We start from the raw sequence: 24,545 nt of genomic DNA on the forward strand, positions 1-24,545 counted from the left end.
GAAGCTGAAATTAGAGGAAGAAATCTTTTAGCGCAGCCGAAATATCGCTGACAATGATGTGCCAGGGCGTGTCCGGGTCACGTCGCACGGTGAGATCGCCAGCTTGAATTTGCAGGTAGACAATGCCTTCAATAACGGCCAAAGCCTGAGCCACAGGAGAGCCTTCTTCCAACTCGTCGTAGGAATGATATTGCTCAACCTCGCCTTCGTTGAGGCGCAAGTTCGTATAGACCGTTAAGGTACTGTCATCGTCGCTGATTTCGGTTTCAATTTCAATATACTCAGACATGCTGTGCATTATAACAATGATGACCACGATGGGCAGATGATTGGCGTGTACAGTATAATTATTTCGTAATCAGTAATCAGTAATCGGTGAACGGTCAAAACGGTTTACTGTTTATGGATAATCGTTAACGGAAATGAAGGAGTTTAAGATGAACAAGGTATTTAGCTTCATGGCCGGAGCAATTTGTGGGGCATTGGTGGGGGGCGTGACGGCTCTGTTACTGACGCCTTCCTCTGGCAACGATTTGCGGGAACAAGCGGTAAACCGCTGGCAAACAGCCAAGCGGGAAGCAGAGGAAGCGCGTACGCAAACCCGCCACAAGCTGCAAACTGAATTTGAGCGAATGAAGGAAGGTACTCAGTAAGCAGGTTTCAGTGAATCAGTAGTCAGTCTGAATACTGAGTATTGACCTACTGATTACCGACTCACTGCTCAATGGAGAGCCAGTAGGTGGCCGTCTCGCCGGTGAAAGCGGTTTGGGGCATGATGACCAGCACGCCGCCGCTTTTGCCAATAGACAAGGTCCGCTGTAACTGATTATTTTCATTTAGGGGAAGGGGAGTGACCGTTGGGGTAAGACCTTCTTCAATGAGCAGCACGCTCCACTTTTGGGGGATTTGCCAGCCAATTTGCATGAAGCCGTTGGCTTGCCAGCCGTCTGTCCCCGTCTCCACATTTGATTCGTAGCCCAGTTCAGGAATGGCGATGTCGTCAATGGCGAAGCCGCGCTCGGTGATGCCACCATCGGTGAGTACCTCAAAGCGAATCTGGATGGTTTGCCCGACATAACTGCTTAGGCTCACAGATTGCTTGAGCCAACCATCCACAGCATCATCCCGGTCGGCAGAACGGCCGTTGTAAGCGGGGCCAAACTCACCAGCCGTGTAATGGGTCGGCAGCAAAATATCCCACGTTTGCCCGCCATCAGCCGAAGCGGAAACGTAGGCATAATCATAATCTTCCTCCAGTTCATACCAAACCGCGTATCTGAGCGTGGCTTGATCGACATTGGAAAGATCAAAAGTAGCGGTGAGCTGGGCATTCATATCGTTAACGCCAGGAGCAAACCACATCTGTTCACCGCTGCGAGGGGGTGCGCCAATGAGATCAACGGCCGTATCCCCCGCAAAAGTAATCGTCGTGTCTCCTCGCAAATCGCTTAGATCAATGTAATGTACGCCAAACTGTGCGATCTCCTCCAGCCGATCCAGCGATGGATCCTCCTGGTTTAGCTTGGTCGCAATGTACGGTTGGCGCAGGTTGAGGGATTGGTAGTAGTACGGCCGTTCCGCATTGTCATCATCCAGGTAGTTGGCAGCCGCCCAGCGAGCTGTAAATGTTTCCAGCGAGACATCGGGCAAGTAGCCTTGCAGCACCGCCCAAACGCTGGCCATGCCGTTGGCAGGATGTCGCGCCAGTTCCTGAATGGCGGCATCTCCTAACTGCTCCCACAAGTAAACCGAAAACAGATACGCCCCGGCATAATGGGCATAGACAGAATCATCTTCATAATTCCAGGTGTTGAGCTGAATTTCTGGCTGTTCCAGATAATCTGTGCTGGGAGCCGTGTCATCATAGCCCAGGTAAATTTCTGCCAGTTGTGAAAGCCCTTCATTTAGCCAGACCGTCTCGCTGGAATCAACATACCATTGAATGAGGTGTTGCACTTCATGAACCAGCGTGCCGTAGTATAAATCTGTTCCCAACGTTAGCTCACCCATGTTCATGTAGACGAGCTCTTGTTCGTTTGAGTAACGATAAAGCGTGCGGGGAAATTGGTCTTCGCTATTGAAGCGGCCAAGCTCATCACTAGAGCCATTTTGGGCGTGCAAAATAGAGAAATGGGGGTCGCCATCGATGCCAGGTGTCCACACTTCGCCAAACAGGTAGACGAGCTGCGGATAATATTCGTTTTCTAGCCGATTTGCGGCCGTTTCCAGATCGGTTTGATCTAAATCCAGCCCTTCTTCCACCCAAAAATAGACGTGTTCTGTGACCACGGCTAGGCGGGCGTCGATGCGGTCGGAACCGTTGTAAAATGATTCAACGTCCCCAACCGAATAGGCAGTGGCAGTGACGGTACGCTCGCCCAGGTTTTCGCCACCCAAACGTACGGCCGTTTCAAAATAATCGTGTGAGGGGTAGTTGGTGCTGTACAATAGAGTGAGGTCCGTTTCGGCGCGGGCTGCTACAGGGCGTTGGTCAATTTCTGCGGGGATGTCAGCGAGGATTGGTTCGGGAACGGCCGTATTTTCGGTGGCTGGTGTCGCTGTGGGATTGGTTGGGTTATCTGGTGTGGGGCTGGGCAATTCTGCCACCGCAGCCGTGGGCGTAATTTCCCCCTCCCGTCCCTCGCTGGAATCTCTGGTAGGGCTTGGGTCCTCGTCTTCATCAGCATCATTGTCACGCCGTTCTGGGGTGGTGGTACCAAATTCAGACAAAATCTCGTCACTGTATGTCACCCAAAGATAATAGCCGCCACCAAGCGTTAAGCAGCCCAAGCACAAAAAGAGGATCAGGCAACCGCCCAGAATGTACCAAAGGCGTCTATTGTTGTTGGGTTCAGGCGTTGTGGCAGGTGTATAAGGTTGGTAGTCGTCGTAATCGTTCATCAGTTCAAAAGGTACGCATTGTTTTCTTGTAGGATAGCGGTCTGCGGCATATTGTCCAGTGCAAAAAACCACTCTCCGTGTGGATTCTCATCTTGTATGTAAATCACAAAAAGATATTTGTTGTAAACTGACCTGCAAAATGGTGATTTACTCAGGGAAAACGGGAGAATCATCCTTTTCTTAATTCAAGCGGCTTTCCCGTTTTCACCTATACGCATTTGACGCCAAAAGCGCGCAAATCTACACAAATTGCCAGTTTAGGGGGTTGTGAGCCTTCATGTCTAGCAACTGTTTTACAGTTGGCAGTTCGCAGTTGTCACGGATAATCGGCGGGCATTAAAGTCTAGCGCAACGGAACTTGCTTACCTGGGTTTTGTACTGTGGAAGGGCAGTAGTCTAGAGGGAATCTATGAAATACGCACACGTTGTGGGATGGGGCAGCTTTCGTCCTGATAAAGTTTTAACCAATAATGACCTGTCGCGGATGGTGGACACATCTGACGAATGGATTTACACGCGCACCGGCATCCGCGAGCGGCGCATTGCCAGCGAGAAAGAGACAACCGCCACGCTGGCCTTTGAAGCGGCGGCCCGCGCCCTGGAACGTGCCGATTTACATCCGTCGCAGGTAGAACTGATTATTGTGGCCACTTCCACGCCAGAATATATTTTCCCCTCTACTGCTTGCCGGGTGCAGGATTATTTGGGGGCGACCAGAGCAGGTGCATTTGATCTGAGCGCAGCCTGTTCTGGCTTTGTGTATGGCCTCAGCATGGCTTCACAGGCGATCCAGACAGAATCAGTGCGCAACGCTGTGGTAATTGGGGCGGAAACGATGTCGCGCGTGTTAGATTGGCAAGATCGCGGTACGTGCATTTTGTTTGGGGATGGTGCCGGGGCGGTGGTGCTAAAAGGTTCCTCAATTCCTGGCGGCGTGATGGCCTCTACGCTGCGCTCCGATGGCTCTGGTGGTGACCTGCTCAGCTTGCCCGCTGTCTACCACAACCCGATGCCCATGCTGGGGCCAGAATATCTGCACAACGGGCACAAAAAGAACACGGTGGAGATGAACGGCCGTCAGGTGTTCCGGTTTGCCACGCAGGTGATCGCTGCATCCATTGAGGAAACGATAGCCAAGGCGGATTTAACCATTGATGATATTGCGCTCATTGTACCTCACCAGGCAAATACCAGAATTATTGAAACGGCCGCTAAGCGACTCAAAGTCCCGACCGAGCGTTTTTACATGAATGTTCACGCGGTAGGCAATACGTCGGCTGCTTCTATTCCCATTGCGTTGTGCGATGCGGTGCACGACGGCCGTTTACGCCCGGATGACAATGTAGTGTTTGTGGGCTTCGGCGGAGGGCTTACCTGGGCATCGTCGGTGGTGAAGTGGAACGTGACGCCACCAGAGGTCTCGCTGCCGCGCCGGGAATGGCGGCGGGCGCGATACATTGCGGCGCGTGGCCGTTCCAAGCTGAAGAAGTGGCGGCGCAAGCTAATTGATAGCGTGGCGGGTTCTCCCACGCCCCACGCCAGGATGCGAGATGCAAATAAAAAGTAGCCAACAGCCGAAACGGCCGTTTCCCCTCTGGTTTTGGAGCATTCCGCTGGCATTGCTGGTAGGGGTGGCCCTGCTCATTGCTTTGGGACCAGAAGAGCGTACGCTGGGCAGCGGCATTCGCTCAGTATATTTGCATGTTGGGTTGATTTGGGCTGGCTTGGTGGGGTTTGGCGTAACGGCCGCGTTGGGTCTGGGGCTGCTTATTACCCAAAAAGCGGCATGGCTGCGCTGGCTGTCACCCGTAAGCTGGGTGGCCTTGGGCTTTTATGCTGCTGGCGTGTTTATGAGCATGGTTGCCTCAGCCGACAATTGGGGGTCTGTCTTTTTACAGGAGCCACGCATGGCGGCTTCGCTCAACGGGCTGGCGGTAGCAATTATTTTGTTGGTGCTGGGGAGCTGGCAGCCGTGGCTGCGCGTGCGCGGTGGGCTGGCTGCCGCAATAATTTTCGTCCTCTTGTGGTTCAATATGCGGGCTGAACTGGTGCTGCATCCACCTAATCCGATTGCAAATTCAGACGCAACGCCCATTCAGTTCACATTTTTGCTGGCAACGGCCCTGTTTGTGGCCCTGGCTGCCTGGTTTGTCTGGCTACTTCGCCGAACTTCTTAGCTTTCGCCGCGAATTTCACAAATTACCTTAGCTACTTTTTACGGCCGTTGCGATCTGCTTCAAAATCTCCTCTTCGCCGACGACACCTTCCATATGAACACGGCCGTTTAGCACCATGTGCGGCAAATAGTTGAGTGAGTAACGGTCTACGGCCGTTGGGAATTGGTCACTCATGATGAAAAAGGTGCGAACCTGCTCATTCACCACGGCCATGTTGAATAGCGGTTGGGCCATTAAGGCCCCGGCTTCATTGTCTGCCGCGCTGAACAGCTCAATGTTGACTGGCCTGTTGAGCTGCTTGAGCTTGATGCGTGTCATCGCTTCCAGCGTCATCCCCCGAAACGAGACGGCCTGAACGGCCGTTACAAACGACGTCATCGCATATCCATTTGGTAAGCCAATCAAGCGCACCCCAAAATCATGCCACTCGGCGGCAAGGCCGCCCATGATGCCCAGCACCGGGTAAAAGTCGTAGTTGATGCGGCGGGGGAGGGTTTGGGTAGAGAGTTGGCTAAAACGTTCGGTGAGACTTTGCAGGAGAACGGCCGTTTCCTTCTCAGCTTCACTCATTGCCGGGTCGCCCCACATGATGACGTGAACTGGCTCCGGCAGCTTTTCAAACAGAGCCGGGAGCTGCTCCCATGTTTCGGTATCAAACGGGTGAGAAATTTCATTCATGCTGCGTATTCTACTTGATTTTGGGTTTTGGTTCAGCCTTCTAACATTGCTCGATGTAGTGGCACGTGGAGGTCGCCGTTGTCGTGGAGAAGGGTGAGATTGGTTGCCCGAACATCCCAATCAAGCAACTGATTGTTAAGCCAGGTGACGATTGGCCCCAGATTGGCCGAGGTAATATCGCTGTGGCCCAGTGTAATGTGGGGAAACCAAATGTTAGGAGCGTAATAGTTGATTGATTCCTGTGCAATGGCTTCCAGTTTTAGCCAGAGCGTTTGGTGCAATGCTTGCAGCTCCGGCGAGCGGGCGACGGGGATGTACAGGACGGGCAACTCCCCAGGAAAGATGCCAATGCCAGTGGCTTTGACGGTGAAGGGTGGCGTTGCAGCGGCCGTTTCTGCCAATATCGCTGGCAACTTCTCTAATTGATAGTCACCCGCTACATGATAGCTAAAGTGGGGAACGGCCGTCGCCTGCGGACTTCCAACCCCGAAACGTTGCTTCAACTCAGCCCAAAGCTGGCTGACCTGGCTGTAATGTGGCTCCTCTAAAACAGAAACAACGCCGTGCATTTGGATTATTTACTCAACAAAAATTTCAACGCGCTCGCCAGATTCCTCATCGGTCACGTCAATCACTTTGCCCTGCTGCCCGCTGCGAATGGCGGCCATCATCTCTTGCAGCTTGCCATCTTCCATGTCGGGCACAAAGCGGGCACCCATCTTCAAGCCGACATTAACCAGCCCAAAGGGAATGTTTACGTTTACTTTGTTCCGGCCGCTAAACGTGTCTGTAACGCGGACGCGGAACCAGCGCGGATTGCTAGCTCCCCCTTTCAAAGGCATCGAGGGATTACTGCCTTTTTCTTTGCCCAGGGCGCGCAGCAGTTCCGCACCGTCGGCGGCACTGATTTTCCCTTCCTCGATCATTTTTAAGATTTGCATTCGTTCTTCTGCGGATGCCATGATTGTCCTCGTTGATATAGTTTGTTAGTGGTTAGTTTGCGAGTGGCTGGTACGGGCAGCTAACCACCAGCCACTAACCTCTAATCCAAGTCCAGCCGCATGTGCGTTAGCGTACGGCGCGGCGAAAAGTTTGCTTCCTGTAACAATGCGTTCACCAGCTCATCCTCGTCCAGGTGCTCAATAGTTACACTGCGGCGCGACATGCTTTGCAGGCGGCGAATCATTTTTGCTAGCAACGGCCGTTCCAGCCGACCTTGCCAAGCTGGATGAATCCGCAATGTTAGATTATGCGAGCGACCCCATTCAGACTCAATTTTGGCAAGGCCCGTGAGCTGATTTTGTGCATCGCGAGTGGCCCATGTTTCTGCCTGACGGCCGTTCAAAAAATTCTTGACGGATACCCAAAATCCGGTTTTGTATGCATCTGATTTCAGATGCTCCGGCCAATGCATATCGGCCCGCAATGCTTGCCGGTCCAGCGCATAGGCTGCGCGCCACTCGTGCCGCCGCAGTTCCCGGATGGGCGACCCGGCATTGTCCAAATTCAGCTCCAGCCGGCGCAGCCGAGACACAGACGTAGCCCACTGTGTCATGCTGCCGATAAGGGTGTAATCAAGCGATTTGTAAAGTTCAATAGCGGCACTGTTTTGCTTAACCACCTGTAGCAAAATGTGGTTGCCGCCGCGCTGCTGCACCAAACTCTCTACTTGCTTCATCATCAGCCGAGCAATGCCCTGCCGCCGATGATCGGGATGGACAGCAACGTTTACCACCAAATACCGACCAGGCCGTTCAGTCGTGAGCACCGTGACGTTGCCGACGATACGGCCGTCTGCCTCCCAGACAAAACCCAAAGCCAACTTGGCGGCTGCTGGGCTTAAACGCCACAAAATGGCGGGTGATTGGGCCGCCAGTTCATTGCTTGCAATCATTGGCCTCCCTTCTGCTCGTAGGGAAGTCCCAAACACCAATTCCAGCAATCTCAAAATTCCCGGAATGTCGGTATTCAAATTGATAGGTCGAAGCCCGTTTTGCGATTGGTCTTGCGAGGGCGCGGTAACAATCATACAGTTTGCGAGTGTGCAAGTAGGCGAGTATGCAAGTTGTTAGCGAGTTCCCTGCATACGTGCTGCTCGCTCACCTGCAAACTCAATATTCCGACAAACTCCCTCTGCGCCGGGCTTGATTTTCTGCTTTGCGATACAGCCAAAAGCCCAACGGAGGCATAGCAACGCCAAACAGCGTTACGATGCCTAATTCTACACCAATCGGGGCCAGTTCGGGGAATCCATTTGGATATCCCATCAAAGTTGAGCGAAATGCGTCTACTCCGTACGACAGCGGAATTACTTTGGCAATCCACAGCATTGGCTCAGGCAATGCCGCAAACGGGAAAAATGGCGCACAAAACACCATGAACCCAAATTGCAGCAGGTTTACGGCCGTTTGCGCCGCTTCCTTAATTCTTAACGTCATGGCAGCAAAGGCAAACCCCGTGCCAAAGGTGCCAGACAACGTCATGATCAAAATATAAAGTGCCAGCGGCCCATTGTTAATTGGCAACTCACCCAGCAGAGAACTCATGAGAACGGCCGCGGCAATAGACAACAGCCCAGTCCACAACAGCGTGAGTGCCACACGTGAAGCCAGGGCAGCAAATTTAGACGCAGGGCTCAGGTAAAGTTGTTCCAGCGTGCCTTGCTTTTGCTCCCGCCGCACGTTAAACCCAACGCTCCACAACGTGTCCGAGAGGTAAATGAACAGCACAAAGCCATATACCACGATGCCGGTCACCTCGCTGGTGGTTTCACTCTCGACGCCGTTGGGCGCAAACATAAGCCCAGCCAGAGTCAGCACCAGTACGATGAGGAAAATTTGGGCAAAGCTGGCCACAAACTCCACCGGATAGCGCAGTTGGATAATGAACTCTTTCTTCACCATTGCTGCAAAGGCACTCAGCGTGGCCATTGGTTCCGATAAGCGTTCATACGGTTCTTTTTGGGGAGAAACGGCCGTCATCAAAAATACCTCAAAAGAGATTAGAGACTGGAGATTGGTGTGTTTAAATCTCCAGTTTCTAATCTCCTGATCTAATCCAAACCAATAATCACTAGCTCATCATCATCTTCTACGCGGACAAACTCCACGGCCATCAGCGAATCCATGTACGTCTCCAGCGTTTTGGCCGGATTATCACTCTCGGCCATCATGTTGCGAAGGCGCAGGGCTTGGTTTACCGGGGGCTGGGTAGGTAACAGCAACCCGACCAATGGCAGCGGAATGGGAATGCGCAAGTTCACGCGCTCACCGTCGCTGGGATGATGTACAAAAATTCGCAGCCACGAAAACAGTGCCCGGCGGCCGATTTTTACCGGAGCTGCCTTGGCAAGCGAACGAACCGTTTCTACCTGGGTCATCATCTCTTTGTTGCTGTCATTTGGCTGCCAAACCTCTTTGTCCTGCGGCAAAACCGTTACCTGCTTTTCAACTGATTTATATGCTTCGCTCATAACTTCCTCACCTTGAAGGACTGGCAGTCCTGAATCGGCGCTACGTACACCAACTTGTAATGAGGACTGCCAGTCCTAGTCACACACTTATTAAAACTGCCCAATGCCCTGATTTCCGCGCAAATTGCCTTCGGTGCGGTTAAACACCCAAATGCCAAACAGTGGTGCAAATAATAAAAATGCCCACAGCACGGCCATGTCCATATACCAATTTTCCAAAAAGAACCCTACGCCCAGCAGGGCCGAGCGCACCCCATTGACCATCCACGTCGGTGGGAAAAGCTGGGCCACCGCACGCAAAAATGGCGGCAGCACCGTCACCGGGAAGAAGATGCCCATCAAGAAGCTCACCAGCCACTGCATCAGGTTTAGTACCGATTGAGACTCTTTAATTTTGAGCACTACTGCGCCAAAAACGAAGGCGATGCCGTACAGTGGAATAAGCCCAATAAACAGAAACAGCAGGGCCAATATGATGTCTCCCTGGAAAGGGTTAACGCGGAATACCAGGCAGCCAATCAAAAAAGCGACAACGGCCGTTCCCGTGGACCGAATGGCACTGTACATGGCTACCCCGGCGATGAGCACCGAGCTAGAGGTTGGGGTGACGTACACGGCTTCCAGCGTGCCGGTTTCCTGCTCAAAACGTACCCAGTAAGCAATATGCCAAAACGCGCCGGAAACAATCGTAAACACGTTGGCTCCGATGAGCAGGTAAGCCACATAGTTGGCCGTGCCGGTGTTGGCGGCAAAGTTGGCCGCTGCATCATCCCCCGCCGTCGCTTGCCCTAACAGCATCGGCATTGCGGCAAAAATGATGGGAATGATAAATTCCATCACCAACTGCCCAGGGTAGCGAGAGATATTGATCAGCCGCAGCCGCGTCTCGGCCAGCGCGGCCGACAGCTTGTGGCGAAAGGTAGGGGGCGTGTACGCAATCGTTGTCATAGTTGTTCAAAAATATTTAGTAATCAGTGGATCAGCAACCAGTGAGCCAGGAAAAACCGATTGCTGACCACTGATCACTGCTTACTGGGTGGTATCTTCTGCCAGGGTGCGGCCCGTGTGGGCGATGAAAACATCTTCCAGCGTGACTTCTTCTGGTGTGATTTTTTGCAAAATGGCTCCGTGCCCGCTGAGCGTTTGGATAAGTTGGGGCAGTACGGCCGTTTGGTTTGGCGTCACCACGGTTAGCTGACTGTGCCCATTCACGGAACTCATTGCCGAGCGTGAGATGCCGTTGAGGTTGGAAACGGCCGCAGTTGCCTGCGTGGGAATCACCCCTTCCAGCTTGATGACCGTCTCTTGCCCAATAGACTCCTTGAGTTCTGGCACTGAACCGAGCGCAATCACCTCGCCCCGGTCAATGATGGCCACGCGGTCACATAATGTTTCCGCTTCGGCCATGATGTGGGTCGTATAGATCACCGTCTTGCCCTGCACGTTCAGGTCACGCACGATGGCGCGCAGCTCACGCGCCGAGGGCAAATCCAGCGTGTTTGTCGGCTCGTCCAAAATTAGCAGAGGCGCATCGTTGATGAGGGCTTTGGCAAAGGCGAGCTTCATTTTTTGCCCAGAGGAGTAGGTTTCTACGGGCCGGTCGGCAAATTCACCTAAATTCAGTCGCTCAATGACCGTATCGGCACGGCGCGTGCGTTCAGTTGGGGGCAGGTGGTATAAGGCACCAAAAAAGACCAGATTTTCCCGTCCGGTCAGCTTCCAGTAAAGACCACGCTCGCCCATCAACATGCAGCCCACAGTGGCGCGGATGGCGTCATCTTGCTTGGTAAGCTCAAAGCCGTTGATCCAGGCACGGCCGTTTGTGGGTAGCAACAGGGTGGTGAGGCATTTGATCAGCGTGGTTTTTCCCGCGCCATTCGGCCCCAACAGACCAAAAATCTCGCCCCGTGCGATTTCCAACGAAACGCCTTTAAGTGCCTCTACTTCGCGCACAGACGATTTGAACAGCCCTTGTCGCTTTTTGGTTTTGTATATCTTTTGCAGATTTTCAATTCGGACGGGTATGGTCATAGTTTACCCTTTTTAGCAACTGCCCAGATGCTCCGGCCACGGCCAGGAAGGCTGTTTAGTGCTTTCGTTATTTCTCTAATGCTTCTAGCAGTGTAGCGGCTTCACTTGGGGAGATAATCCCCTGTTCAACCATCTTCAAAATTTTGAGCTGCTCTTCGCTGCTGGCTTTTTCTTTTGGTTCTGGCGTCTGCGTAACCGTGCGGCTAGCACGCACACCCCGATGCTGCTGCTGCCGTGTACCTCGATACCTCTGTTGCTGGGAGGCGCGATGACGGGCACGTTCAGCAGCTTTTTCCGCTTTTGCTGTGGCAATTTCCACTTTTTTGGTTATTTTTTCTGCCATGCGCTGGGTAAATTCTGGCCCCAGCGTGGTTTCCAGCTTTTGGCTTATTTGGGTAACCTGGTCGTTGATTTGTTGGGAAATTTGGCTGCCGAGGTTGGCAAAATCAAAATCTATATCTGCTTCAAAAGTTGCGGCGTCGTGCCATTTGGGGTCCACAATGTCACCTTCCTTCAGGATGATACGGCCGTTTGCCGTTAAGCTTACGTTGGTTTCCCCATCGCCCAAGCGGCCGATGAGCGTGTTTTCCATCTCGGTCTCTTTTTCTAGCGGCAAGCGGTTTTTGATATTTGGCGCGGTGGCCGTCAGGTTAAGGGGTGAGGTGACGGGCCAGCGCACGATGATGTCTCGCTCTGCGGCAAAAGCATGATCGCCCTGGCTCAACCCGTCATAAAGTCGAATGTCGCCCTGAACCCCCTGAACCGAAGCCAGGCCACCCAAATTGCGCAAATTGATGTCTCGCTGACCATTTTCCACCGTGACATTGCCGTTGACAGTTCGCAAACCCACGTCTCCATTTGCCTGATGCAAATGCACGTCCCCGTTGGCATTACGCAAGGATAGATCGCCCTGAATGGTTTGAATGGTTAGCCCACCAATATTGCGCAGGGAAGCATCTCCGTTAATCAGGTCGATGGTTAAATCGCCATCAAGATTTTTGGCAGAGAGATCGGCGTTGAGCGTTTGAATGTGAACATTGCCGCCACCGCGTAAAATGACATCGCCATTCACCTCTACCAAACTCAAATCCCCTTCCAGCAGCTTTACGGCCACATCGCCGTTGACATAACTAACGGAGAGGCTGCTCTGGATAGGCACGGTGAGCTTAAGGGCGCGTTGGCTGCTGACGGAGAGCTTTCCTTCCCCTTCGGTAACATCGAAACTTTCACCTTTGAGGGAAACGGCCGTTTCTGCCCAGGTACGTACTACCAAATCCCCATTGCAGTCAGCAATGCTAATTTGGGGTGCTTTGCCTGTTAAAATCTTTTCCTGATTCATTGATTTACCTTCTTAATTAGGAGTGGCAGTCCTTCAGTCGTTTCGGCATATAGCGCAAAAGCTCAAAAGACTGCCACTCCTGGTAACGTAGAACTTAGTCTAAGTAGACCTGCACATGCTCGTTGCTGTCGGCGTCCTGCACATCAACCAGCATACCCGTTTTCATATCCTTCATCATGCCCGTTAGCTCATTCCAATCCAGATTATCAATTTCCGGGCTGAAGCGGCTACCAATCTTTAGACCAAACTTCATCATCTTGACGGGGATGTTGACTGTGACCCGGTTTTTGCCTGTTTCTAGATTGGCCACGCGCACGCGAAACCAATTTGGCTCCTGGCTGTCATCGCCTTTGGTAGCAACCACTGGTTCGGGGGCGGGGGCTTTTTCAGCAGGTGGGGGTGGCGGGGGTGCAGCCGCCTTTGCCGGTTCACCGACATCGCTTAACAGATCGGCAGCTTCAGCAGCCGTAATTTTGCCATTGCTCAACAGTTCCAAAATTTCCATGCGGCTTGGTTTACTCATGATATGCTCCTAGTTGATTGAATGTTTCAATTTCTTACAAAGCGCAATTTACAAGCGCGATTACCAACATTTATAGGGGCGATTTTGAGTTGGCAACGGCCGTATTCCAGTAATCGGTATTCGGTAATCAGTAAAAGCACTTTACTGATTACTGGTAACTGTATACTGATTACCGACTAACCCTCGCCCCGCAATATTTCCAATGCTTCTTCGGCCGATAATTTGCCACTGCTTAAATCGCCCAATACGGCTTGCCGTGTCTCCTCAGAGATCTCTGGCTCTGGCGGGCCAACCTCGTAACCCATCGCCTCGATCACTTCTGTGAGGCGGCTGCGCACGGCCGGATACGACATGCCCATTTCTTGTTCTACCCGGTTGATTTTGCCCTCGCACTTAATGAACGTCTCGATGAAGCCAAGCTGCGCTGGCGTAAGCTGATACAGTCTACCCAGCGAAAAATGGCCTTCAATGCTAGTATCGCAGTTACGGCAGTGCAGCCGGGTTACGTGAAGGGTGTCGCTGCAAATGGGGCATTGGCCAATCACTGAATTCATAAATTAGGTCTCCTTAAACTGTCAGAATTGGGATTTGCAAAAACCTGTCAGGCCTGATGCCGCCCATGATACTAAACAGTTCAAGAATTCGTCCAGAAATCGCTAAACGAGTTCCGGTTCGGGTATTTGTTCTTCTGGCTCTTTTTGTTTGGGGTGCAACGGCCGTATTTCCAAAGTCCCCGTGCCAATCTTCGCTTTAATCCGACCTGCACCGCTGCCCAAAATGCCCCACAAATTGCCACCCACCAAATGGCGTTCCGCACGTTGGTCCGTAAGTGGCAGGGTGCAGCTTACATTGCCCACGCCTGTTTTGGCCGATAGCTGGGCGTTTACCGTTTCGGGAATCGTTAATACTATTTCACCGGTGGCCGACTCAAATCGGTGATTTTCATCAGTCAGATTGCCAGTGTACGTGAGCTGTCCGGTGACGGCTTTGGCATAAATCGAGCCGTCAATATCTTGCATCCGGAGCTGCCCGGCAACGACTCGCGCCGAAACCGGGGCGGCAACGCCTTCAATCGCCATAGAGCCAGTGACGGTTTTGGCCTGAATGGGGCAGTGGGCCGGTACATCAATGATGAGCTTGGCTTTGGGATGGTTGTTACGGAACAAACGGGCGAGTTTTTGAATAAAATCAGCATCCTGTTCCGCCCGCACAAAAATGGTGCCTTCGTGCCGCTCTACCCAAATGTCCATATGGCGGTAAGTGGCTTCTATGTGCAGGTTGTCGTCGGCAGACGGCCGTATCTCTACCGATCCGATTTCTACCCACACATCGAGCTTTGTTTTGGCTTCAACTGTTTCTGTAAAATGCACAGTTTTCATTTTCTTTACCTGATAAGTTGAAAAATTAATATAACTATAAATAAAATTAACAATTTCCCGAATAATAATTTATTTCTTGAGCTGTGTCAAGATAAATTTATAGAAAATGAGAACACCTCTTGATAATATGAATGAATTAGTCAAGATTATCAATATTTTTAATAGATTTCTGGAATTTGTGGCGAAATGGGTTAAGGAAAGGGGGAAATGGCCGTTTCGCGGCGCACTTGTTTGAGATGCCAGCGCCATTCACGCATATTTAAGGCCACCATGCCGCTGTATGCCAGGGCGCAGCTAGCCAAAAAGAAGAGGGGGCCATAATTTTGCTGCTGCATTGCTAAGATTACACCTATCCAGGCATAGATGGCTAGTCCCACTTCTACTAGCAGCAGCCAGTCGAAGCGAAGTTCTTGCAGCGGCGAAGCGGTGCGATTGCCTTGCTTAGGAGTGCGTACAAACTCATGCCGGTTGCCAAAGAGTGTCTGCAAGATGGCTCGACTGTTGCTGGGAGCCAGCCCGATGGCAATAAGCACTATCGTGGGGAAGTGGCGCAGTCGCCACAGCCAATCTTTGTACAAAACCTGCTGGCTCATGACAAACAGCAGCGGCTGGCCAATGCCCGCTACTGAAAACAGCAGCATCCACGATGAGAAGTGGAAATCGAGCAGCAGCAGGGGGATTTGCAGCAGCAGCAGCAAAATGACCAGCAGGTTGGTGCTGTAAGCCGACATTGAGATGAGGGCATAAAATCGAGCCAAAAGCGTGTGGTGAGGTGTGGTGGCGATGAGACGGCCGTATTTGCGCAAACATTGTGATGACCCCTTGGACCACCGGGCCTGTTGGCTTTTATAGGCTGAAATGGTGGTGGGCAGCTCGGCAGGGGATTGCACCTCGTTCAAAAAGAGGCATTCCCATTGCCGTAGGACTGCGCGCGTGCTCAGGCACATATCTTCACACACTGTGTCGGTCTGCCAGCCGCCAGCATCTTCCAGGCAAGCCCGCCGCCACACACCGCCCGCGCCGTTGAATTTGGGGAACAGATTAGCGCGGTGTCGCACAGTTTGCTCCATGGCAAAATGTTTGTCCAAGGCGATGGCTTGGGCATGGGTGAGGGGAGAACGGCCGTCATTCAGATGTCCCCAGCGTGTTTGCACCATGCCTAAAGCTGGATTGGTGGCAAAATGGGGGATGGTTTGCTGCAAAAAGTCTGGCTTTGGCTGGAAATCCGCATCAAAAATGGCGATAAACTCTCCGGTGGCTTGAGGCAGTGCGTGAGCCAACGCACCCGCCTTGTACCCGGCTCGCTGACTGCGGTGTACCAGAGAGATGTTGATGCCCCTTTTCCTATAATACGCCACCCAGCGAGCGGCTCGTTCGGTGGTGCTGTCTGTGGAGTCGTCGATTACCTGGATTTGCAGTTTGTGGGCGGGGTAGTGGAGGGAAACGGCCGTGTGGATCAGCCGCTCCACTACAAAAGGTTCATTAAAAAGGGGCAGCTGCACCGTCACGCTTGGGGGATCGTTGGGAAACGGCGGCGTGGGGAAGGTGGCGTGGCGGTGTCGCCAATAAAGCCCAAACGTCAGCAGCCCAAACAGGCCATAGAGAGCCAATCCGCCCAGGGCAACAAAGTACAAAATGAGAACCAGTTGGCTCATTCTGAGGCTGCTTCGGTAGAATCTACCTCATCGGCAGCAGATTTTACGATAGTTTTGAGCCGCTTGTTAAACACGCCGCGTTGCAGCATGATGCGACGGCCGCACGTTTGGCACACCAGCCCAACGTCGGTGCCAACGCGCACCACTTCCCATTCATAGCTGCCGCAGGGGTGGGGCTTGCGCAGGCGCACAATATCGCCTAAATGAACTTCTACATACATGGTGCGGAATTATAGGCGGGGGAACGGCCGTTGCCAATACGCAGGACGGCCGTTTCCCCTACACAACCTAAACAACCAATGAACTTTGCTCCTGCCGTTCCCGCCATCATTCGCCCCCACTTTGGCCACACGGTATACTTGCGCCCAATGCTTAAACACAATTTGGGAAAGTTATGCTTTTATTTTTACGAGGTGCCGAATATCTAGTTCCCACCGCCGTTAGCTTCATTTTAATTGCGGTGCTTGCTTTTGCTTACCATGAATTTGCCCATGCCATTGTGGCAGATCGGTTAGGTGACCCAACGCCACGTTCGTACGGCCGTATCACCCTCAACCCCATCCCCCACCTGGATCGCACCGGGCTCATTCTGCTGTTTCTCATTGGCTTTGGCTACGCCTTCACGCCCATTAACCCACGCTACCTGCGCGGCAATCCGCGGACATCGCATGCGATCGTTGCTATTGCTGGCCCATTAATGAATTTACTCATTGCCCTGGTTATGGGCCTGCCAGTGCGGTTAGGATTGGTTGATGTACAAGCACCAAGCCAATTTTTGCCATCAATCTACTCATTTTTAGCATTTGGCGTTTACTTTAACCTACTGCTCTTCGCTTTTAACATGATTCCCATCCCGCCACTAGATGGTTTTACTATTTTACTAGGCATTTTACCGGTTGATCTGGCATACCGATTGCAGGGTTTGCGCCAATACAGCCAAATTATCTTTTTGGGCGTTTTTTTCCTGCTGCCAGCCGTGGGTATCAATATCGCTTTTGAAATTATTGGTCCCGTGATTAGCTTTTTCTTCCCACTGTTTTTGGGACCGTTTGCGCCATTTTTTGTGTAGGTTCGATGGTTCGGTATCGTTTGTGGCAATTTTGGCAGATAGTCACGGCCGTTCCCCTGGAACCAGCCGCTCGTGAAGAAATTGCCACTATCCTGTCCGCCGTTGAAATGTCCTTGTTTGACCAATTTTCACTCAACGACCAATGGCACAGCTACCGAGTGATGAAGATGCTGCAAGAGGCAGGACATAACCAACCACCTTTACTCGTCGCTGCCCTTTTACACGATGTCGGCAAAACAAAACTGTCCTTGTCCATCTGGGAACGGTCGCTTATTGTGCTGGCTTCCATTTTACTGCCTAGGCAAACGGCCGTTTGGGGGCAGGGTGAGGCGGTGGGCTGGAAACGGCCGTTTGTAGTCAAAGCCCAGCATCCAGTTTGGAGTGCCGACATGGCTTCGGAGGCGGGCAGCTTGCCACAAGCCATCGCCCTGATGCGCCGACACCAGGAAACGATTGCCCCAGGAGACGACAGCGAAGAGGCTAAACTCCTTCGCCTGCTGCAATGGGCAGACGACCAAAACTAAGTTCAAGAAGTTCAACTTCTCTCAGAAGTTGAACTTCTTACAGGGAAAATTGTGAAAACACAAACCATCACCATCATCGGACTGGATCGCATTGGGGCTTCTATTGGCCTGGCTATCAAAAAATCACCGCTGGACGTGACCATCATCGGCCATGACCCTAATGAAGAGAAGGGTCAGGCAGCTTTGAACGCAGTGCAAGCCATCGACAAGTTTGAAGGCAACCTGGTCTATGCCGCCCGCAAGGCGGACATTTTGGTTATCACCGCCCAAATCGCAGACATTCAAAGCATTTTGCAGGTGATTGGCACAGAAGTGCAGCCACATACATTGGTGATCGATCTATCTAGCTTGAAGCGGCTGGGGCTGGATTGGGCCAAGCGCCATTTACAGCAAGGGCATTATGTGGGGGCGGTTCCTGTGCTGGCAGCTGATTACTTGGCAGACGGCCGTTCCCAAACCAGCAGTGCCTCCGCAGACCTTTTCCAAAACAGTGCCTTTTGCCTGATGCCTTCTCCCAAAGCAGATCCACAAGCGGTAGAAACGGCCGTAAACTTCGGTATTGTGCTCGGCGCGCTTCCATACTTTGTAGACCCAGATGAATATGATGGCTTGATGCAGGGTACTGAAACGTTACCAGCCCTAGTCTCTTTAGCGATGTTCAGTGCCTTGCAGCAATCAATTGGCTGGCGAGATATGCTTCGCTTTGCCGGGCAACCGTTTGCTCTCAGCACGCTTTCGCTGGAGCAGGATCGGGATATTGCTCATCACGCTTTGCAAAACAAGCAGGCTACGCTGCGCTGGCTAGATGCCCTCATGGCGGAGCTAAAAGCAGTGCGTCGTCTGGTTCATGATGAAGAAGCAGAGATTTTGGCGGCGTTAGCTGAGCAAATGGGCATTGAGCGCGATAAATGGCTAGACTCCCGCCAGAAAAATGATTGGGATGAACGACAGTCGCCCCCAATTGAGCGGCGCAGCATGGCTGATCATCTGCTAGGTGGGTTGGCACGTCGCGGAGGCAGGAAAGATGCGTAGCACCCAACCCGCGGTGGGCGAGGCGGAGATGTCAGCCAAAACGCAGGCCAAGGCAGTTGATGTGGAACGGCCGTTGCGTATCCTCATGATTGCCCCCACCTCCTTTTTTAGCGATTACGGCGGTCACATTCGCATTCTGGAAGAAGCCTACACGCTGCAAGGGATGGGGCATGAGGTCGCCATCGTTACCTATTATAAAGGAAGCAACATGCCCGATCTCGACATTCGCCGCACAGCACCGCTGCCTTGGCGACCCGAATATGAGGTCGGCTCCTCCCGCCACAAAATTGCCTTCGATGTGTACCTGGCGTGGCAATCGCTGGTTGAAGGTATTCGCTTCAAGCCAGATGTCATTCATGGCCACATGCATGAAGGCGCACTCATTGGTGGGGTGCTGGCCAGGCTGCTGCGCCGTCCGCTGGTGTTTGACTTCCAGGGCAGCCTGACGGCCGAAATGACCGACCATAACTTCTTGCGAAAGGACGGCCGTCTGTACCGTCTAGCCTTTGGCCTGGAAAAGCTCATCAACAAAATGCCCCAGGCCATCCTCACCAGTTCCATCAAAGCCACGCGATTACTTGAGGAAGAGTTTCAGCTGCCGACGTCAAGGCTCATTCCCTTACCAGACTGTGCCAATCACCGTCGCTTCGATCCTGATAAATTCACGCCAGAAATGAAGCAAAATCTGCGCCAAAAATTGGGTATTCCTGCGGATCGGCTAATTGTTGCTTATCTCGGCTTGCTAACCGATTATCAAGGCATACCCCATCTGATCGAAGCTGCCGCTCGACTTAAACAAGCGGGCGAGAAATGTCACTTCTTGATTATGGGCTACCCAAACGTGGCGCGTTACCAAAGCCTGGCGCGCCAAAGTGGTGCAGCAGATATGATCACCTTCACCGGCAAAGTGATGTATCAAAATGCGCCTGCTTACCTCTCGCTAGGTGATATTGCTGTTGCTCCTAAAATGTCTAGCAGCGAGGGCAGTGGCAAGCTGCTAAACTACATGGCATTGGGGCAACCTGTCGTCGCCTACGATTCGGCCGTGCATCGTGAGTACCTGGCTGAGTCAGGGGTCTATGCCTCTAGCGGGGATGTTGCTGCCTTTACAGAGGCTATCGCTATGCTGTTACACCAGCCAGAAAGGCGTCTGGTTTTGGGGGAACAGCTGCGCCAGAGAGCGTTGCAAGTTTACAGTTGGCAAAAGGCTGGTGAGCGCATCGTTTCCATATATAAACAGTTGACAAGTTAACCTTATTTCATTATAATCCCCGTTCGCGAATTGCTATTCGTTCATTACAACGTGCAAAAAGACCACGGCCTTATCTGTCTATGCAAACAGTTTTCATCTGCAAAAAAGACAGCTGGAATTGAAATCAGGGTGCAACAATTTGAGGGAATTCGTTGCACCCTTTGTTTGTGGTTATTGTGATGTTCTGAAAAAGTTCGCATTTTTTGGAAAGAGTGGTTGCGCAGAAGCGATAAATCGCTTTCGCCCCAGTAATCGACAAAAAATTGGATCCAACTTTGATGGCGTCGGTTACCAACAATTTAGGGAGCAGGAATCTTAAATGTCTAAACTTCCAACAAAAAATTATGCCCGCATGACCGAATTGCTTGAGCTGCCAACGCTCATCGACGTTCAGTTAGATTCTTTCAAACAGTTCGTTGAGGATAGTTTATCCGAGCTTTTCGACGAGATTTCACCCATTGAAAGTTTCAATGGTGATCTGAAGCTGTATTTTCCTAGCAATCGGCCAGAGGTTGAGGGATTTGACCTGAGCTACTGGTTTGGGGAACCAAAATATTCAGTGGAAGAGTGCGTTGAGCGGGATATGAGCTATGCAGCCCCCATGTATGTAAAGGCGATGCTGTATAGCACCGATCAAGACCAGCCCATTGTGCAGGATATTTTCATGGGTGATTTTCCACTTATGACCCCGGCTGGTACGTTCATCATTAATGGCACCGAGCGCGTTGTGGTTAGCCAGCTTATTCGCTCCCCTGGCGCATATTTTGAAGTGCAAGAAGAACGCACAACGGGACGGCCGTTAGCCACTGGCAAACTCATCCCTGATCGCGGCGCCTGGATGGAGTTCGAGACGCGCAAGACAGATTACATCACCGTTAAATTTAATCGCAAACGTACCGTTCCCATTACTCTCTTCCTGCGGGCGATGGCTGCTATTGATGATGGGTTGAATAATCCTCTGCTCACTGAGGGCACAGATGAAGAGATTTATGCTCTTTTTGAAGATATTGATACCAATGGGGAGCATCTCTACATTCAGGGCAGCATTGAGCAGGAACCCCCGTGGGACCCGGACAAATCCCTGGCTGAACAGGCACTGATTGAATTTTACAAGCGTATGCGCCCCGGCGATCCGCCAACTTTGGATAACGCAACCCAATATTTGCAAGAGCAACTGTACGACCAACGCCGTTACGATTTGGCTCGCGTTGGGCGTTACAAACTGAACAAGCGTCTGGCGTTGCAAGATGTCGTGCCGCTTACGCACCGCACCATCACTCAACAAGATATTGTTCGCCTAGTGCGGCGAATGATCAACATCAACAATGGGCTGGAAGGGCCAGATGATATTGATCATTTGGGCAACCGTCGTGTCAAGACGGTGGGCGAACTGCTGCAAGCGAAGCTGCGTGTCGGTTTGCGCCGCATGGAGCGCGTGGTTCGTGAGCGGATGTCTATCCGTGACAGCGATACTGTAACGCCTGTTTCCTTAATTAACATTCGCCCAGTTGTAGCAGCCGTGCGCGAATTCTTTGGCAGTTCGCAGCTGAGCCAATTTATGGAGCAGGCGAATCCGCTGGCAGAATTGACTCATAAGCGTACCTTGTCGGCGTTAGGGCCTGGTGGTTTGCGGCGTGAGCGTGCCGGGTTTGAAGTGCGTGATGTGCATCACAGTCATTACGGCCGTATCTGCCCCATTGAGACCCCTGAAGGTCCTAACATTGGTTTGATTGGTCGTTTGGCTACATACGGCCGTGTGAACAAATATGGCTTCATTGAAACGCCATACCGTCGGGTGCTCAACACCATTTCTGGCGATAGCGATGAGTTGGTAGGTCACGATGCTTTCAACAATATTGTCCATCCAGAGACGGGTGAGATTATCGTTTCGGCTGGCGAACCCATTACCGACAAGACTGCTAAGGCAATCAAAAAAGCGGGCATTGCAGAAGTACAAGTGAAGCCGTATATAACGGGCGAAATTGTCTATATGTCTGCGGATGAGGAAGATCACTACTCCATTGCGCAGGCAAATGCCCGCATTGATGACAAAGGACAGTTTGCCGACCGACGCGTTTCTTCACGGCGTAATCAGCAATTCCGCTTTACCTCCGTGCAGCGCATCGACTTCATTGACGTTGCTCCACGCCAGATTGTGGGTATTTCAGCCGCGTTAATTCCTTTCCTGGATCATGACGATGCCAACCGTGCCCTAATGGGTTCAAACATGCAGCGTCAGGCCGTACCCCTGCTTACGCCAGATGTGCCGATTGTTAGCACTGGTATGGAGCAGCAGGCAGCTATCAACTCTGGCCAGATTGTCGTGGCCAAAGAAGATGGCGAGGTTGTGAATGTAACTGGTGATACCATCGTCGTCGTCAGCGAAAATGGTCCACGCACCTATAACCTACGCAAGTACAACCGTTCTAACCAGAGCACTTGTATTGATCAGCGTCCCATCGTTGTTAAAGGGCAGCGTGTGAAGCAAGGGGATGTTCTAGCTGATAGTTCGTCTACAGAATACGGCGAGTTGGCTCTTGGCCAGGACGTTTTGGTTGCCTTCCTTTCTTGGGAAGGTGGCAACTATGAAGATGCTATTCTGGTGAGTGAACGAATGGTGCGAGCAGACCGCTTCACTTCTGTTCACATTGAAAAGCACGAAGTAGAAGCCCGCGATACGAAGTTGGGGCCAGAAGAAATCACATACGATATCCCCAACGTTAGCGAGGATTCACTCAAAGATTTGGACGAGCGCGGCATTATTCGCGTGGGTGCAGATGTGAATGAGATGGACATCCTGGTTGGTAAGATTACGCCCAAGGGTGAGAAGGAACTAAGCCCAGAAGAAAAATTACTCCGCGCCATTTTTGGTGACAAAGCGCGGGAAGTTAAAGATTCCAGCTTGCGGATGCCGCATGGTGCCAGGGGTAAGGTTGTAGATGTGCACGTCTTTGATCGTCAACATGACCGCGATTTACCTGCTGGTGTAGAAACCATGGTGCGTGTAAGCGTTGCTCAACGGCGCAAGATTTCTGAGGGTGATAAGATGGCCGGGCGGCATGGGAACAAGGGTGTTATTTCCAAGATTGTTCCTATTGAAGATATGCCTTACTTAGCAGACGGCACGCCCATCGACATTATTTTGAGTCCGCTAGGAGTACCCGGCCGTATGAATATCGGTCAGGTCTTGGAAACGCATCTGGGTTGGGCAGCACACCGCTTGGGTTTCCGCGCTATCACCCCCGTGTTTGATGGGGCCAACGAGCGTGAAATCTCAGCAGAGTTGGCCCGCGCCTGGCTCTTAGGCCGTGCTTGGGAAGTGGCTGTAGATTGGGCTTGGGATTGGCTCACCGAAATTGAGTACGATCTGGAATCGTTGGAAGACGAAGATGAAGCCCGTCGGCTCTTTGTTACCGGTTGGCTTGGTGAAGAGGGATATGATGTAGAACGGTTGGAAACCGATCTGCGCTATGCACAGTGGAGCGTTGCGCGTGAATGGGTACGTGGCCGTGATTGGGATGCTGATTTGCTGTTCCCAGAGCATCATGAAACGATGCGCAAGCTTGACTGGGTAGAGCACAATGAAGCTGCCATTGAAGTTTGTATTCGTGAATGGTATACGTACATTTTAGACAAGTTTATTGATGGGTTACCTGAAGCGGTTCAGGTTGATCCGTTGAAAGCTGATGTTGGTACATTACAAACCTTGTCTCACCAAATCACGACAATTACGCATGAGCCACTGCCTGTGTTAGGCAAGGAGATGCTGATTGATGGTAAAACTGGACGGCCGTTTGACCAGCCAGTAACGGTCGGGATTTTACACATGCTCAAGTTGGCACATCTTGTTGAAGATAAAGCCCATGCCCGCTCTACTGGCCCGTATTCGTTGGTTACACAGCAGCCTCTGGGTGGTAAAGCCCAATTCGGTGGTCAGCGCTTTGGTGAAATGGAAGTATGGGCATTGGAAGCGTATGGTGCTGCCTATACATTGCAAGAAATGCTCACCATCAAGTCAGATGATGTGCAAGGCCGCGTGAAAACCTACGAATCTATTGTTAAAAATGAGCCCATAGATGAACCCGGCGTACCTGCCTCATTCCGTGTTTTGGTAAAAGAGTTGCAAAGTTTGGGGTTAGCCGTTGAAGCAGTAACAGATAGTGGTGATGTGGTTCGCTTTGGCAAAGAAGACGAGAAGAAAAATAAGAAATGGGCCGGTACTGGTCTGATGGATTTAGCCCGTAGTCGCCGGTAGATTCTTTGCGGGGAATGCGATTCTGAAACCGCATTCCCTGCCTAAAAGTTGTTTGAAAAATCGTATCAAAACTGTTTGACAACCAGACTAACTGTGATAGAATTGCCTTTCGTATGTCTGTCCCAAACAGGTAACTAAATACGTAGTTACTAATTGAATAGGTAAAACCATGTGGAGGCCATCGAGTTGTTACAACTACGATGGCCTCCATTTGTCGGGTAAAGGTATGTTTGTAGCCATATTTGGGCGCAAACGTTC

25 protein-coding genes are annotated in these 24,545 nt (G+C 51.8%); 8 read left to right on the forward strand and 17 right to left on the reverse strand.

What is annotated here, in order from left to right:
• Positions 1-10: 10 nt before the first annotated feature.
• Positions 11-289 (reverse strand): NifU N-terminal domain-containing protein, encoded by a 279-nt coding sequence (locus ACOQPU_RS21595; RefSeq protein WP_420641908.1) that lies wholly within the window; start codon positions 287-289, stop codon positions 11-13.
• Positions 290-437: 148 nt separating this feature from the next.
• On the opposite strand from ACOQPU_RS21595, the gene ACOQPU_RS21600 reads away from it, so the two are divergent.
• Positions 438-653 carry a YtxH domain-containing protein gene (locus ACOQPU_RS21600; protein ID WP_420641909.1) on the forward strand — a complete coding sequence of 72 codons (216 nt, stop codon included), beginning with the start codon at positions 438-440 and terminating at the stop codon, positions 651-653.
• Positions 654-714: 61 nt separating this feature from the next.
• Here ACOQPU_RS21600 and ACOQPU_RS21605 read toward each other — a convergent pair whose 3' ends face one another.
• On the reverse strand, positions 715-2,901 hold the full coding sequence (locus tag ACOQPU_RS21605; RefSeq protein ID WP_420641910.1) for a hypothetical protein: 2,187 nt from the start codon (positions 2,899-2,901) through the stop codon (positions 715-717).
• A 409-nt stretch (positions 2,902-3,310) separates the two neighbouring features.
• Here ACOQPU_RS21605 and ACOQPU_RS21610 point away from each other — a divergent pair, with 409 nt between their 5' ends.
• Positions 3,311-4,468: a beta-ketoacyl-ACP synthase III gene (locus ACOQPU_RS21610; RefSeq protein ID WP_420641911.1), complete on the forward strand. Its 1,158-nt coding sequence runs from the start codon at positions 3,311-3,313 to the stop codon at positions 4,466-4,468.
• On the forward strand, positions 4,452-5,078 hold the full coding sequence (locus tag ACOQPU_RS21615; protein WP_420641912.1) for a hypothetical protein: 627 nt from the start codon (positions 4,452-4,454) through the stop codon (positions 5,076-5,078). The genes ACOQPU_RS21610 and ACOQPU_RS21615 overlap by 17 nt, the downstream gene beginning before the upstream one ends.
• Positions 5,079-5,105: 27 nt before the next feature.
• Here the strand turns inward: ACOQPU_RS21615 and ACOQPU_RS21620 are convergent, their stop codons facing one another.
• From ACOQPU_RS21620 to ACOQPU_RS21690, 15 genes are all read right to left on the reverse strand, one after another.
• Positions 5,106-5,756: a hypothetical protein gene (locus ACOQPU_RS21620; RefSeq protein ID WP_420641913.1), complete on the reverse strand. Its 651-nt coding sequence runs from the start codon at positions 5,754-5,756 to the stop codon at positions 5,106-5,108.
• A 32-nt stretch (positions 5,757-5,788) separates the two neighbouring features.
• Positions 5,789-6,325: a 2'-5' RNA ligase family protein gene (locus tag ACOQPU_RS21625; protein ID WP_420641914.1), complete on the reverse strand. Its 537-nt coding sequence runs from the start codon at positions 6,323-6,325 to the stop codon at positions 5,789-5,791.
• 9 nt (positions 6,326-6,334) lie between these two features.
• On the reverse strand, positions 6,335-6,718 hold the full coding sequence (locus tag ACOQPU_RS21630; RefSeq protein ID WP_420641915.1) for an SHOCT-like domain-containing protein: 384 nt from the start codon (positions 6,716-6,718) through the stop codon (positions 6,335-6,337).
• Between the two features lie 80 nt (positions 6,719-6,798).
• Entirely contained in the window at positions 6,799-7,785 is a 987-nt protein-coding gene (locus ACOQPU_RS21635) for a GNAT family N-acetyltransferase (protein ID WP_420641916.1), read from the reverse strand.
• Positions 7,786-7,867: 82 nt separating this feature from the next.
• Positions 7,868-8,737, reverse strand: coding sequence for an ABC transporter permease (locus tag ACOQPU_RS21640; RefSeq protein WP_420641917.1), 870 nt, complete (start codon positions 8,735-8,737; stop codon positions 7,868-7,870).
• Positions 8,738-8,808: 71 nt separating this feature from the next.
• On the reverse strand, positions 8,809-9,228 hold the full coding sequence (locus tag ACOQPU_RS21645; RefSeq protein ID WP_420641918.1) for a hypothetical protein: 420 nt from the start codon (positions 9,226-9,228) through the stop codon (positions 8,809-8,811).
• A gap of 90 nt (positions 9,229-9,318) precedes the next feature.
• Positions 9,319-10,176 carry an ABC transporter permease gene (locus tag ACOQPU_RS21650; RefSeq protein ID WP_420641919.1) on the reverse strand — a complete coding sequence of 286 codons (858 nt, stop codon included), beginning with the start codon at positions 10,174-10,176 and terminating at the stop codon, positions 9,319-9,321.
• Positions 10,177-10,257: 81 nt separating this feature from the next.
• Positions 10,258-11,259, reverse strand: a complete 1,002-nt coding sequence (locus ACOQPU_RS21655) for an ATP-binding cassette domain-containing protein (RefSeq protein ID WP_420641920.1) — start codon at positions 11,257-11,259, stop codon at positions 10,258-10,260.
• A gap of 67 nt (positions 11,260-11,326) precedes the next feature.
• Positions 11,327-12,598 carry a DUF4097 family beta strand repeat-containing protein gene (locus ACOQPU_RS21660; protein WP_420641921.1) on the reverse strand — a complete coding sequence of 424 codons (1,272 nt, stop codon included), beginning with the start codon at positions 12,596-12,598 and terminating at the stop codon, positions 11,327-11,329.
• Between the two features lie 94 nt (positions 12,599-12,692).
• Complete coding sequence (locus ACOQPU_RS21665; protein ID WP_420641922.1) at positions 12,693-13,121, reverse strand: SHOCT-like domain-containing protein; 429 nt, start codon at positions 13,119-13,121, stop codon at positions 12,693-12,695.
• Between the two features lie 176 nt (positions 13,122-13,297).
• Positions 13,298-13,675 carry a DUF2089 domain-containing protein gene (locus ACOQPU_RS21670; protein ID WP_420641923.1) on the reverse strand — a complete coding sequence of 126 codons (378 nt, stop codon included), beginning with the start codon at positions 13,673-13,675 and terminating at the stop codon, positions 13,298-13,300.
• 102 nt (positions 13,676-13,777) lie between these two features.
• Positions 13,778-14,500, reverse strand: coding sequence for a hypothetical protein (locus tag ACOQPU_RS21675; protein ID WP_420641924.1), 723 nt, complete (start codon positions 14,498-14,500; stop codon positions 13,778-13,780).
• Between the two features lie 191 nt (positions 14,501-14,691).
• Positions 14,692-16,155: a glycosyltransferase gene (locus ACOQPU_RS21680; RefSeq protein ID WP_420641925.1), complete on the reverse strand. Its 1,464-nt coding sequence runs from the start codon at positions 16,153-16,155 to the stop codon at positions 14,692-14,694.
• Entirely contained in the window at positions 16,152-16,376 is a 225-nt protein-coding gene (locus ACOQPU_RS21685) for a DUF951 domain-containing protein (protein ID WP_420641926.1), read from the reverse strand. The genes ACOQPU_RS21680 and ACOQPU_RS21685 overlap by 4 nt, the downstream gene beginning before the upstream one ends.
• Positions 16,367-16,507, reverse strand: coding sequence for a hypothetical protein (locus ACOQPU_RS21690; protein ID WP_420641927.1), 141 nt, complete (start codon positions 16,505-16,507; stop codon positions 16,367-16,369). The genes ACOQPU_RS21685 and ACOQPU_RS21690 overlap by 10 nt, the downstream gene beginning before the upstream one ends.
• Before the next feature lie 42 nt (positions 16,508-16,549).
• Between ACOQPU_RS21690 and ACOQPU_RS21695 the strand changes: the two genes are divergently transcribed.
• The 5 genes from ACOQPU_RS21695 (at position 16,550) to ACOQPU_RS21715 (ending at position 24,287) form a co-directional block, all read left to right on the forward strand.
• Positions 16,550-17,224, forward strand: coding sequence for a site-2 protease family protein (locus tag ACOQPU_RS21695; RefSeq protein ID WP_420641928.1), 675 nt, complete (start codon positions 16,550-16,552; stop codon positions 17,222-17,224).
• Between the two features lie 5 nt (positions 17,225-17,229).
• Entirely contained in the window at positions 17,230-17,748 is a 519-nt protein-coding gene (locus ACOQPU_RS21700) for an HD domain-containing protein (protein WP_420641929.1), read from the forward strand.
• A 51-nt stretch (positions 17,749-17,799) separates the two neighbouring features.
• Complete coding sequence (locus ACOQPU_RS21705) at positions 17,800-18,780, forward strand: prephenate dehydrogenase (protein ID WP_420641930.1); 981 nt, start codon at positions 17,800-17,802, stop codon at positions 18,778-18,780.
• A complete protein-coding gene (locus ACOQPU_RS21710; RefSeq protein ID WP_420641931.1) occupies positions 18,773-20,032 on the forward strand; it encodes a glycosyltransferase family 4 protein in 1,260 nt (419 codons plus the stop codon). The genes ACOQPU_RS21705 and ACOQPU_RS21710 overlap by 8 nt, the downstream gene beginning before the upstream one ends.
• Before the next feature lie 319 nt (positions 20,033-20,351).
• Positions 20,352-24,287, forward strand: coding sequence for a DNA-directed RNA polymerase subunit beta (locus ACOQPU_RS21715; RefSeq protein WP_420641932.1), 3,936 nt, complete (start codon positions 20,352-20,354; stop codon positions 24,285-24,287).
• Positions 24,288-24,545: the final 258 nt, after the last annotated feature.

It is taken from the genome of Candidatus Leptofilum sp. (assembly GCF_965223285.1).
In the GTDB taxonomy this organism is placed as follows: domain Bacteria; phylum Chloroflexota; class Anaerolineae; order Promineifilales; family Promineifilaceae; genus Leptofilum.